Origin of the sequence: Romboutsia sp. 1001216sp1 (assembly GCF_039841805.1) — a bacterium.
Taxonomy (GTDB): domain Bacteria; phylum Bacillota; class Clostridia; order Peptostreptococcales; family Peptostreptococcaceae; genus Romboutsia_C; species Romboutsia_C hominis.
The window spans coordinates 1-13818 of sequence record NZ_JBDPHA010000020.1; the positions used below are offsets into that span (position 1 = coordinate 1).

The following is a 13818-nucleotide window of genomic DNA, read 5'->3' on the forward strand; positions in this document are numbered from 1 at the left end:
TTATGAGCTAAAGATATTGGAAGTGGCATTAACTCTTCTGTTTCATTACAAGCGAAACCAAACATTATACCTTGGTCCCCTGCTCCAACTTTTTCTATTTCATCTTCTGTTGTTTCACCTTCTCTATTTTCTAAGGCTTCATCAACACCCATAGCTATATCGCCTGATTGTTCATCTATTGTAGTTATTACTGCACAAGTATCACAGTCAAATCCATATTTAGCTCTATCATACCCTATTTCTCTTACTGTTTCTCTTACTAATTTAGGGATATCTACATATGTATTAGTACTTATTTCTCCTGCTACTAATACTAATCCAGTTGTAGTTGTTGTTTCACAAGCTACCCTTGCATGTGGATCTCTTTCTAATAATGCATCTAGTATAGAATCTGATATTTGGTCACAGATTTTATCTGGATGCCCTTCTGTTACTGATTCTGAAGTAAATAAATGTCTTGCCATTTTCATCTCACCTTTCGTTTATTTTTTTATATTATCCGCTGCTACAAGAGAAAGTTCTCTTAATATTTTACAAGCCACAACTGTAGATACATTCGTACTATCATAGTCAGGACTTAATTCAACTATATCTAAACCTACTATATTTATATTTGATTCCTTTAATATAGTAAATATTTCTCTAAATTCTCTATATGTTACTCCACCCGGTTCTGGAGTTCCTGTTCCAGGGAATATTGATGGATCTAAAACATCTAAATCAATAGTTATATAAATATTTTTTCCATCTAATTTATTTATTATATCTTTAAAAGTATTTATAGTTTCAACTTCCATATAGGTATGCTTATCTTTTAAAGCAAATTCAAACTCTTCTTTTGTACCAGATCTTATTCCAAATTGGAATATTCTATTGTCTCCAACTATATCCCATACTCTTTTTATTACAGTAGCATGTGAGTTTTCATTGTTGTTATATTCTTGCCTTAAATCTGTATGAGCATCAAAGTGAATTACAAATACATCATCATATTTTTCATGTACAGCTTTAAAAGCTGGAAGAGTAACTAGATGTTCTCCTCCTATCATAAAAGGTACCTTATTATCATTTACAATTTCTTTAGTTCCTATATATATTTCTTCTAAAACTTTATCTGTATTTCCTATACTTAATTCTAAATCCCCAATATCACATATTTTAAAATCCTCTAAATCTAAATCTAATATTGGACTATATGTTTCAAGTCCATAAAACTCAGGTCTCATAGCACTACTTGCAAATCTAGTTCCTGGTCTATTTGAAGTAGTTCCATCAAACCCTGCTCCAAATACTACTACATCTGCATCTTCATAGGAAGTTTCCATTCCCATAAATGTACTTATATGTGAAAATTTATTTATTTTCATTTAGCATATCCTTAACGTATTGAGGTAGCATAAATGCACCTTTATGTATATCACTATTGTAGTATTTAGTCTTTAAATTTAATTTTTCCCAATCATCTTTATTTTGATCTTTTATTGGATCAAACTTCTTAGATGCAAATCCAAATAACCAATGTCCTGATGGATAAGTTGGTATATGAGCTTGATAAACTTTTGCTATAGGAAATATCTTATTTATTTTTTCATTTGCTCTTTTCATTTCCTTAGCATTAAAATCAAAATATGGACTTTCATTCTGATTTACAAGTATACCTTCAGTAGTTAATATTCTGTAGCAATCATTGTAGAAATCTACTGAGAATAATCCTTCTCCTGGTCCTATTGGATCAGTTGAGTCTACTATTATTAAATCATAAGATGCATCTTTAGAATTTTTGACAAACGCTACACCATCTTCATAGTATAAATTTACTCTTTCATCATCTAATTTGCATGCACATATATCTATATACTTTCTAGACACATCCACAACCATTTTATCTATTTCAACCATATCTATTTTTTCTATTTGAGGATAACGAGTCAATTCTCTTACAGTACCTCCATCTCCTCCACCTATTACTAATACATTTTTAATATTCATATTAGTTGCCATAGGTACATGAACTATCATATCATGGTATATAAATTCATCTTTGTAATTTACCATCATAAGTCCATCTAATGTTAGAAACTTTCCAAACTCCTTGCTTTCAAATACATCTACCTGTTGAAAATCAGACTTATCACTAAATAAATGCTTATCTACTTTTATTGAAAAACGTACATTATCTGTCCATTCCTCTGTGTACCAAAGTTCCATAAAAGTTCCTCCTAATAATTCAAATTTATTTTAATTTTTATATTTATGTGTCCTATATTTATTTGTGGACTAATTTGTGTATTTTTTATTTATATGTTATAATATAGATTCAAATTTATTTTAATTTTATTTATTTTATTTAGGTATTTATTACTTATATAGCTTCTGGTTTATGAGTAATTTTACCTAAATCTTTTTTTGATAATTTTTGTATTTTAGCTGTTAATCCTCTTGGTATTTCTGTAGATTCACTTCTTTCTGCTTTTAAAAGCTCTTCTAATAGTTCAAAGCTCTTCCAAGGGTCTATATCTCCGCAAGTAAAGAAATCTGCTGCTGCATATCCGTATTCTGGCCATGTGTGTATTGTTAAATGAGATTCAGCTATTATAACTGCTCCTGATACTCCCCATGGGTTAAAATGATGGAAAACAGAATCTACTATTGTTGCTTTTGCATTTAATGCTGATTCATTCATAAACTTTTCTATAAGTTTAGGGTCTCTAAGTATTTCCTCATCACAATTGTAATATTCTACTAATATATGACGTCCAAGTGTCTCAAACTTCATCAATATCACTCTCCTATTTTAATCTTTTATAACTACTATAGTATTTAAAGTTTTATCTTTCATGTCTGTTAAGTACGCATTATTTGCTTTTAGAGTTTTTATATATTCTATTATTTCTTTAGTTACAATCTCTCCTGGAGCTATTATTGGTATTCCTGGTGGATAAGCCATTATAGATTCTCCACAAACTCTATTTATACTTTCTTCCAAAATTACACTTTCCTTATTTTTATAAAAAGCATCCCTAGGTTTGAGTTTTACAATAGGGTTTATTTGCTTAATATCTATATATTTAATTTTTTCATTTGACATGTTAGACTTTGAAATAGAGTCTAAAGCTTTTATAAGCTTATCTACATCTGACTTTGTTGTTCCTATTGATATTAATGCTAGTATATTATAAATATCTCCCAGCTCAACTTGAACATTATAATTTTGATATAATAAGTCATAGACTTCAAATCCTGTTAAGCCCAACCCTCTAACATTTATACAAAGTTTAGTCTCATCTATTGACTCTACACCATTATTTTCTAGCATTTCTTTAGAAATTACCTTAATACCTTTTATTTTATTTATCTTATATTTTGCATATCTAGATAAATTTAATGCTCTTGATAATTGTGACTCTCCATTAGTTTCTAGATTTAATCTAGCCCCATCAATACTCGCCATTAATAAATATGATGCTGATGTGGATTGAATCATATTTATAGTTTGTTGTACTTTATTCACATCTATATTTTTGCTATTTACTAAAAGTGCTGAAGCTTGTGTCAACGCTCCTCCCGTTTTATGAATACTTACTGCAGACATATCGGCCTTTGCATTCATTGCTGAAATTGGTAAGTCATTATTAAAATTAAAATGAGCACCATGAGCTTCATCTACTAATACTAATACGCCTTTACTATGACATAATTTCACTATTTCTTCTATATCTGAGCATGCTCCATAGTATGTTGGATTTAATAAAAACACTGCTTTTATATCCTTATGTTTATCTAATGCATCCTTTATACAATTTAAACTAACATTTAAACTAATCCCTAATGAATTATCAAACTCTGGCTGTATAAAAATTGGGTGTCCTCCAGAAAGTATAAGTGCATTTATAACCGATTTATGGATATTTCTTGGAATAAGTATCTTATCCCCTTGATTTATGGTACTTAAAATCATTATATGTATAGCACCCGTGGTACCATTGGTTATAAAAAATGCTTCATCTGCACCATAAGCTTTAGCAAGCATATTTTGAGAATCTTTTATAATAGTTCTTGGGTTAGATACATTATCCATAAGTGGAGATGAATTTATATCCATTTTCATAATATTTTCTCCAAAATAATCATTAAGTACTTCTACACCTTGTGCTCTTACATGACCTGGTACATCAAAACATACTATATCCATCTGTGAATAATCTTTTAATGAATTTAATAATGGAGCCTCTTGGTAATCCTTAACGCATTTTTCGACATTAACTTTCATATCCCAACCTCCTTTCTATATTTTTATTCAATTATTTTTTAAATTTAAGATTATTATTTTTACACTTAAAATTTACCTTTATTAAACTACCATAATTTATTATATTAACTTTTCTATTTTTTATCAAGACTTTTTTATTTTTTCAAATCCTAGCATTTACAATATATACACACCTTTTCAAACCATATTGTTAATATTAATTTTTTTATAGTTTAGTATTAGTAAATTTTTAAAAGTTTTATAATTTTATTTTTTTAGAATTTCATTTGTTTTATCAATACTTCAAGTTTATTTTTTTTAATATTTAAGTATATAATAACTAAACTTTTTTCAAAAATATATAATATTAAATATTTTTCTATTTTTATACATTTCTATAAAAAAATTAATTTCATTACGTAGACATTAACATAATATTCTCTATTCTTTCTATGGTATTAATTAATTGAAAATAAATAAAGAGGCGAATAATAAATTTATTATTCGCCTCTTTATTTATTTTGTATTTATATTAAGCTACTAACTTCTCAGATTCTTTATTGTACTTTTCTAAATCTATATCCTTTTCACTATTTGCTACTACAAGAGTACATACATTATCTCCCATAACATTTACAGTAGTTCTAAACATGTCTATTATTCTTTCAACTCCCATTATTAAACCTATTCCTTCAAGTGGAAGTCCTACTGATTGTAAAACCATAGATAGCATTATCATACCAACACCTGGTACACCTGCTGTACCTATAGATGCAAGAGTTGCTGTTAATACTATAGTTATCATATCATTCATTCCTAAATCAATACCGTATATTTGAGCTATGAATAATGCTGCTATACCTTGCATTATAGCTGTTCCATCCATATTTATTGTAGCTCCCATAGGTATTGTAAACGATCTTGTTGACTTTCCTACACCTAGTTCTTCCATTATCTCTAAACTAACTGGTACAGATGCATTACTTGATGCTGTTGAGAATGTAACTACTGCTACTTGTGTAAATTTCTTTAAAAATGGTTTTATCTTTTGTCTAGTAAATAATTTAAATAATCCTCCATATACAACTACTACATGAACCAATAATCCAAGTAATACTACTAATACATACTTCATAAGACCTATCATAGCATCAGTTCCTACTGTTGCAAAAGTATTAGCAACTAGAGCAAATACACCATATGGGGCAAATAACATTATTATATTGACCATTTTCATACATACTTCATTAGCACTTTCAAATAAAACCTTTATAGGCTCTGCTTTTTTACCCACCACACTTATAGATATACCTATAAGCACTGCAAAGAATATAACTTGTAACATTTCACCACTGGCTAAAGCTTGTATTGGGTTGCTTGGTATTATATTTAATATAATATCTGTTATTGACTTACTTTCTCCTATTGCTACTGACCCCATTTCTACAGCTCCCATGCTTATACCGCTACCTGGCTTTAATACGTTTCCTAATATAAGAGAAACTATTATAGCTATTGCTGTTGTTCCTAGATAAAATAGCATTGTCTTTCCACCAATTCTACCTAACTTCTTTACATCTCCCATAGATGCTATACCGCATATTAATGATACAAATACTAAAGGAACCACCATCATCTTTATAGCACTTGTAAACCCATTTCCAAATACTTTAAGTATCCCATTTAATAATAATGTATCTTTTATAAATCCTGTTGGTAATTGTTTTACTATTAATCCGAATATAAATCCAAGTAATAATCCTAATAAGATTTTACTAGTTAATGTAAGTTTTTTCTTCATTTAAAATTTCCTTCCTCTCGAACTTTTTTAACTTTCTATATGCTTATTATACACAATTTCCGTCCAATTGTACATTAAAAATTAAAGTACCATTTGATTATAACATTATTTTTTTTATTTTTTTAAAGTTATTTTATCTCATATATATATATTAAACCTATATTTTTTAAATTAACTTTATTTTATTTGGTTACACAATTCAAATTCGTTATTTTATATAGTAGATATTTTTTTATTAAGTATCTTTTAATTTTTACTTATTATTTCATCCTATATTTTAAAATTTTATTTTATAAATTAAACAAAAAATAGAATAAGGGTTTATAAACCCTTATTCTATTTTTTAGAAATTTTTTTAATTTTTAATTATTTTTAGTTATAAATTTATATTTTTACATAGTTAAAAAGGGAATACTTCCTCAATAGTCTCTTCTTTAGAGTTTTCTTTTTCAAATATATCATTTGAAGCAAAGTATTCTTGTGTAGGATCATTCTTTTTGTTATCTAAAAATTTAAAACTACTTGCAAGTACATTAGTATATGTTTTATTTACTCCATCTTTTGTCTTATATTTTTTAACTCTAATTTGACCTTCTATACCAATTCTTCTTCCTTTGAATACATATTTACAAAATATTTCTGCTTGTCTACCCCAAATCTCTACTGGTATAAAATCTACATCTCGTACTCCTTCTTTATTGATATAATTTCTACTAATTGCTATTGTAAATTTGGATTTTGCTCTTTGACCTATATACTCAATTTCTGGATTTTGAGTTAATCTTCCAACTAAAATAACATTATTCATAGCTTCTCTTCCTTTTTTACGTATTTTAGTTGAATTATATACACATAATGGTATATTTATACATTTTTATATTTATATAGAAATATTATTATTTTATATTAATTATTTTAAAATCTTTAGGAGGAATAATTAAATTTATTGTATCAGCTTCTTTTTCAATTAAGTTTAATTCTACCTGGATATCTTTAATTAAATCTATCCCTCTTGCCTCTTTTCCTAAGTTTAGCTCTATACATTCTTCATTGTCTGATTTATTTATTATAATTAATATTTTTTCATCACTTGTATATCTTATATATGAAAATACAGCATCATTTTTCGTGTTTATAAACTCAGTTTCCCCTCGTAATAAAGCTTTATATTTATTTCTTATAATTGTAAGGCTTTTGTAAAACTCAATCATATTCTTATCCTCATGCTTCCAAGGATAGGTTCTTCTGTTATCTGGATCTGTTTTTCCACAAAGTCCTGCTTCATCTCCATAATATATATATGGAACTCCTTCAAAGGTCATTTGTATTGCTACTGCAATCTTTAATAATTTATTATCTTCGTTAAGTTCTGTTTTAATTCTTGTGACATCATGGCTCCCTAATAGGTTTAAATTAGACTTAAAGGCTTCCTTTGGATAATTTTCCTTTATTTCTAAAAATTTATTATTAAGTTGATTTGATGAAATTACTCCTTTAAGAAATTCTAATATATTTTTTCTAAATGGATATCCCATTACAGAATCAAGTTCTTTACCTAAAAGATATCCCCTTCTTTTATTGTAACTAATTTTATTAGATGCATCTTCCCATACTTCTCCTACTAAAACAGCTTCACTATCTATATTCTTAAGTTTTAACTTAAATTCTTTTATAAATTCCGATGGTAACTCATCACATACATCTAATCTCCAACCTTTAACACCCATACTGGTCCATTTATTTATAACACTATCATCATCATTTATTATATAATTCATATAAGTTTCATTAAGCTCATTAACATTTGGAAGATCCTTTACTCCCCACCAAGACTCATATTCGTCGCTATTCTCTTTAAATCTGTACCAATCCCTATATTTTGAATGGTTTGATTGGTATGCACCTACTTCATTGTAATTATTATATTTATTAAAGTACTTACTATCTGCCCCAGTATGACTAAATACTCCATCTAATATAATATTTATTCCCTTGCTTTTAGCTTTATCAATTAATTCCTTAAATATTTCTTCATCTCCAAACATGGAATCAATCTTTTTGTAGTCTCCTGTATCATACTTGTGATTACTAGATGCCTCAAAAACTGGGCTTAGGTATATAATACTTACACCCAGTTTTTTAAGATATCCTAATTTATCAATTATTCCTTTTAGATTTCCACCATGGAAATCCCATCTTATTATATCTCCTTGTTCATCTTTTATATACATAGGGGCATCATCCCAAGTGCCATATAAAAAGCTATTTTTCTTTGGATTATTAATCTTCTTATTTCTATTCCCATTATTAAATCTATCTATAAATATATGATATAATATCCCTTCTTTATACCAAGTAGGTGCATTATACTCATCATATACTGTTATTTGATATTTGTTTATATTATTATATTGGTATTCTATACAACTTCCATCTTCTATATTTTTTCCATAGTATATTACTTTAATTTCTCCTTCTATTTCAACTTCTACTTTAAAGTAATAAAAATATAAACCTATTTCATTAAATCCACTAAATTCACCATTATAGTATTTTTTATTCTCTTTTATCAAACTTATTTTATCTATTTCTACATCTTCCTTTAAAATTACCCAGGAAATGTCTTTTACATTATAATTTTCATTAACTTTAACTGTTATTCTAAACTCTTGGTTTAATTTTAAAGCACCAAAAGGAGCTTTATCTTCCCAGGAATTATAAGTTATTATATTTCCCATTTATCTAGCACCCCCTAAACCAAATGTCTTTTGCATATTCAGATATAGTTCTATCACTAGAGAAAATACCTGAATTAGCTATATTAATTAGACACATTTTACTCCACTTTTCTTTATCCCTATATAAAGTATCTATCTTGCTTTGGGCCTCTATATAATTTTCAAAATCTCTTAGTACAAAATATTCATCATTATATGTTATTAATGAATCATATATAACCCTACCTTCTTTTGATATATTTGGAATAAATCCATTTACCAGATCGTCTACAACTCGCTTTATTTTAAAATTAGAGTTATATAGATCTAAAGATGAGTATCCTCCATATTTATTGTAATTTAATACTTGAGATGCTTTAAGTCCAAATATAACGATATTTTCTTCACCTACTTGGTCATATATCTCTACATTTGCACCATCTAATGTTGCTAAAGTTATTGCCCCATTCATCATAAATTTCATATTTCCAGTTCCTGATGCTTCTTTTGTAGCTGTTGATATTTGCTCACTAACATCTGTTGATGGAATTATTTTTTCAGCTAAAGACACGCCGTAATTCTCTATAAATACTAATTTTATCTTGTTATTTATGCTTTTATCATTATTTATTTTTTCAGCCACAGAGTTTATCAACTTTATTATACATTTAGCCAAGTGATACCCTGGTGCTGCCTTTGCACCAAATATAAATGTTCTTGGTACAATGTCAAGTTCTGGATTTTCTAATAACTCATGATATAAGTGTAAAATATGAAGTACATTTAATAGCTGTCTCTTATACGCATGTAATCTTTTTATTTGTACATCATAGATTGATTCTGGATTTATGCATATACCATATTCTTCAGCTATAAAATTGGCAAGTTTAGTTTTATTTTTTATCTTAATACACTCTAATTTCTTTAAAAAATTTCTGTTTTCTTTATAATCTTCTAACCTTTTTAATTCTTCTGTATCTTTTTTCCATCTATTACCTATATGCTCTGTTATCAAGTTGCTAAGGTCTTCGTTACAACTTATAAGCCATCTTCTATGAGCTATACCATTAGTCTTATTGTTAAATTTACCTGGATCATCTTCATAAAAATCACTTAGAACTTCTTTCTTTAATATTTCTGTATGAAGCTTTGCAACTCCATTTACACTATAACTCCCTATTATAGATAGATTAGCCATGTTTATGTTATTATCACATATTATACTCATTCTTCTTATTTTTTCATTATCATTATACTTATGATTCAGATATTCTACATATCTCTTATTTATTTCTTCTATTATCATATAAATTCTAGGTAATAGCTCTTTCATCATATCTACAGGCCATTTTTCCATAGCTTCTGCCATTATTGTATGATTCGTATAGGATATAGTATTTTTTGTTATATCAAAAGCTTCTTCCCAAGATAATCCCTCTTCATCTAGTAAAATTCTCATAAGTTCTGGTATGCATAATGTTGGATGTGTATCATTTATATGAATTGCTATATGTTTTGGAAAATCTAGTATATCAAACTTATTTTTTCTATATTTATTTATTATATCTTGTATTCCTGAACTTACTAAAAAGTATTCTTGCTTTAATCTTAAAAGTTTTCCTGCATGATTTGAGTCGTTTGGATATAAAACTTGAGATATTTCTTCTGTGTAGTATTTATATTTTAAGGCTTGCTCATAGCTACCAGTAAAAGTATTTGCATATAATGTATTAATTCCAAAATCTCTATTTAAGATTTCTGCTTTAAATAATCTTAATGTATTTATGCAATCATTATCATATCCTATTATTGGTATGTCATATGGCATAGCCATAACTGGTATATAACCATGATGTTTTGCTTTAAGTCTTCCATTGTCTTCTTCTAAATAAACCTCTCCACCAAATTTAACAACTACAGCTTTATTTGGTCTAATACTTTCCCAAGAGTATTGTTCATGTAAAAGCCAGTTATCAGGTACTTCTACTTGATATCCATTAATAAATTTTTGCTCAAATAAACCATACTTATATCTTATACCGTATCCATGACCACTTATATTAAGCGATGCCATTGAGTCTAGAAAACAAGCTGCTAACCTTCCAAGACCACCATTTCCTAAAGCTGGATCTTTTTCTGCACATATTAAATCATCTAAATCTATTCCCATATCCTCTAGACCTTCTTTTATCACTTCTTCTATTTGTAAATTTAATAAATTGGATTTTAATTGTCTACCTATTAAAAACTCTATACTAAAATAATAAACTTCTTTGTTAGTACTAAGTCTATTATCTACCCAATACTTAGCTATTATATCTTTTATAACGCTGCTTAAAACTATTTGAAGTTGTTCATTTGTAGCTTCATTTATAGAGTGTGCATAGATGCTATATATTTTTGAATTAAACATTTCTTTAAATTCTTGTTTTGTAATTCTGACCATAGAATCTCCCCTTTAATTCTGAGTATCTTTATAAGTCTTTATATACTCTTTAGCTGACTTTTCCCAGCTACTATCGGTATTCATTGCATTTATAACTAACCTTCTCCATTTTTCTTTATCATTATAAGTTCTTACAGCCTCTTGTATACAAAAAAGCATTTCATGTGCATTATAGTTTTTAAAACTAAATCCATTTCCTTCTCCAGTATATTTATTATATGGATTAACTGTATCCTTAAGTCCCCCAGTTTCCCTAACTATCGGTAATGTTCCATATCTCATAGCTAACATTTGACCTATACCACAAGGTTCAAATAAAGATGGCATTAAAAACATATCACTTCCTGCATATATTTGTTGAGCAAGAGAGCTATTAAATATTATTCTAGCTGAAACTTTTTTAGGATATTTTGAATCATAGTAATTAAACATAGATTGATATTGATGTTCTCCTGTTCCTAGTACCACTATTTGAAGTTTTTCCCTAAGTATTTCAGGCATAATATAAGATATTAAATCAAAACCTTTTTGTGATACTAATCTTGATACTATACCTATAAGAGGTATCTCTTCATTTACCTCAAGACCTAATATTTCCTGTAGTCTTAATTTATTTTTTACCTTATTATCTATGCTATTTATATCGTATCTAAAAAATAATTCATTATCTGTTGAAGGATTATTTAAGTCATAATCTATTCCATTAAGTATACCTTTTAATTTGTGATTATTTGATAAAAGCAATCCATCTAAGCCATATCCATAGTACTTTGTTTGTATTTCACTTGAGTAAGTTGGACTCACAGTAGTAACTTTATCACTAAATACTATTCCCGCCTTCATAAAGTTAACTCCACCGTAATATTCTACATCCCCATTATCTAAATAGGATTGTGGAAGTCCTAATACATCTGGTAATACTTTATTTGAAAATACACCTTGGTATTGAAGATTATGGATAGTATATATAGTTTTGATATTTCTATATTTTTCTAAATGACTATATTTTTCTTTTAATATTAATGGTATCATTCCAGTATGCCAATCGTTCATATGAATTACATCTGGGTAAAAATCAATTATAGACATAGATTCTAGTACCGCATTGCTAAAGAAAGTATATCTTTCTGCATCATCATCATATCCATATAAGTATGCAATTTCACCTTCACGTTTAAAATAGTATTCATTGTCTATGAAATAAAATTTAATTCCATCTAGCTCCATTTCTAAAAGTCCACAGTATTGATTTCTCCATCCCACTTCTACATTAAATACTGCTACCTCTTTTAATTTCTCTTTCAGATAATTAGGTATAGTTGAATACTTAGGTAGTATTACTCTAATGTCTACCCCTTCTTTTTTTAATGCTTTTGGAAGGGCATAGGATACATCTCCTAATCCCCCTGTTTTTGCAAATGGCCAACATTCTGACGTAACATAAAGAACTTTCACTAACTACTTCCCCCTTAAATTAGATACTTATATTCTTTTCTATAACTATAGGATAATTTTCATCACCTTTTAATTCTCTACCTTTTGATAAAACTATGTTTTTATCAAATATCACATTTTCTAATTTACTATTCTCCCCTATGACACAATTTTGCATTATTATAGAATTTTCTATATTAACACCTTTTTCTATATGAACTTTTCTAAATATAATACTATTTTTTACATTTCCTTCAATTAAGCATCCACTTGCAATAAAAGAATTTTCTACATTAGCACTATCAGTATATATAGTTGGAGCTTCATTTTTTTCCTTAGTTAATATTTTTCTATCTGAATAAAGCAATTCCTTAGCTATATTTATATCTAATAAGTCCTTACTTGTTTCAAAATATGATTTTACAGATTTTACACATTTTAGATATCCAGCATATTTAAATCCCCCTACTTTTTTATGTTTTACCACATCAAATATATAATCTTCTAAATACATGAAATCTCCTGTATTTGTTAGGTTCTCTATTATATGTATAAAATCTAACCTTTTCATAATATACATTTCCATGTATATATTAGCCTTATTAAATGCCCCTATATTAGTACCCATATTTAATACATCATTATTATCATTTAAGGTTAATGTTATATTGCCTTTAAAATCTTCTCTTGCATTGTCAATTTCTTTATATATAAGCGTTATATAATTATTAGATTCTTTGTGATACTTTAAAACCTCTAAATAATCGATATTACATATCATGTAACCTGGAGAAACTAATACATAATCCTCTTCACTTCTTTTAATATACTCTATATTACATAATAAATTATATATATCTCCATCTCTATACGGATACACATTTTGATGTTCCGTATGTTCTGGACTAAATATAGATAATCCACCTTTCTTTCTGCTTAAATCCCAGTCCTTTCCACTATCTATGTGATCTGTCAAAGACCTATATTTTTCTTTCGCAAATATACCTATATTTGTTATGCCTGAATTTACCATATTAGATAAAGTGAAATCTATAATTCTATATCTTCCACCAATAGGTGTAGATGCTATTGGTCTAGCATAATTTAATTTACTTATATTTGGATCTCCCTTTTTATTTAAATTTATTATCCCCATACATTTATTTCTCAT

11 protein-coding genes are annotated in these 13818 nt (G+C 27.6%); all 11 read right to left on the reverse strand.

Annotation, left to right across the window (positions count from 1 at the left end):
• The coding region (locus ABHC41_RS13630) for an S-adenosylmethionine synthetase N-terminal domain-containing protein (protein WP_271894365.1) at positions 1–464 on the reverse strand (464 nt) is incomplete at its 3' end.
• Between the two features lie 18 nt (positions 465–482).
• Positions 483–1367, reverse strand: coding sequence for an agmatinase (gene speB, locus ABHC41_RS13635; RefSeq protein WP_195929209.1), 885 nt, complete (start codon positions 1365–1367; stop codon positions 483–485).
• Complete coding sequence (gene speE, locus ABHC41_RS13640; RefSeq protein WP_195238767.1) at positions 1354–2208, reverse strand: polyamine aminopropyltransferase; 855 nt, start codon at positions 2206–2208, stop codon at positions 1354–1356. Before speE ends, speB begins: the two co-directional genes overlap by 14 nt.
• A 154-nt stretch (positions 2209–2362) precedes the next feature.
• Positions 2363–2776 carry an adenosylmethionine decarboxylase gene (speD, locus tag ABHC41_RS13645; protein WP_195238768.1) on the reverse strand — a complete coding sequence of 138 codons (414 nt, stop codon included), beginning with the start codon at positions 2774–2776 and terminating at the stop codon, positions 2363–2365.
• An 18-nt stretch (positions 2777–2794) separates the two neighbouring features.
• The gene (locus tag ABHC41_RS13650) at positions 2795–4270 is read right to left on the reverse strand and encodes an aminotransferase class I/II-fold pyridoxal phosphate-dependent enzyme (protein WP_271894369.1); all 1476 of its coding nucleotides are present in this window, start codon (positions 4268–4270) and stop codon (positions 2795–2797) included.
• A gap of 511 nt (positions 4271–4781) precedes the next feature.
• Positions 4782–6050, reverse strand: a complete 1269-nt coding sequence (locus tag ABHC41_RS13655) for a dicarboxylate/amino acid:cation symporter (protein WP_092923085.1) — start codon at positions 6048–6050, stop codon at positions 4782–4784.
• 400 nt (positions 6051–6450) lie between these two features.
• Positions 6451–6858, reverse strand: coding sequence for a single-stranded DNA-binding protein (locus tag ABHC41_RS13660; RefSeq protein WP_092923082.1), 408 nt, complete (start codon positions 6856–6858; stop codon positions 6451–6453).
• An 88-nt stretch (positions 6859–6946) separates the two neighbouring features.
• Positions 6947–8788, reverse strand: coding sequence for a glycoside hydrolase family 13 protein (locus ABHC41_RS13665; RefSeq protein ID WP_092923079.1), 1842 nt, complete (start codon positions 8786–8788; stop codon positions 6947–6949).
• A gap of 4 nt (positions 8789–8792) precedes the next feature.
• Positions 8793–11213 (reverse strand): glycogen/starch/alpha-glucan phosphorylase, encoded by a 2421-nt coding sequence (locus tag ABHC41_RS13670; protein WP_271894372.1) that lies wholly within the window; start codon positions 11211–11213, stop codon positions 8793–8795.
• Between the two features lie 12 nt (positions 11214–11225).
• Positions 11226–12668, reverse strand: coding sequence for a glycogen synthase GlgA (gene glgA, locus ABHC41_RS13675; protein WP_092923073.1), 1443 nt, complete (start codon positions 12666–12668; stop codon positions 11226–11228).
• A 19-nt stretch (positions 12669–12687) separates the two neighbouring features.
• On the reverse strand, positions 12688–13818 hold the full coding sequence (gene glgD / locus ABHC41_RS13680; protein WP_092923070.1) for a glucose-1-phosphate adenylyltransferase subunit GlgD: 1131 nt from the start codon (positions 13816–13818) through the stop codon (positions 12688–12690).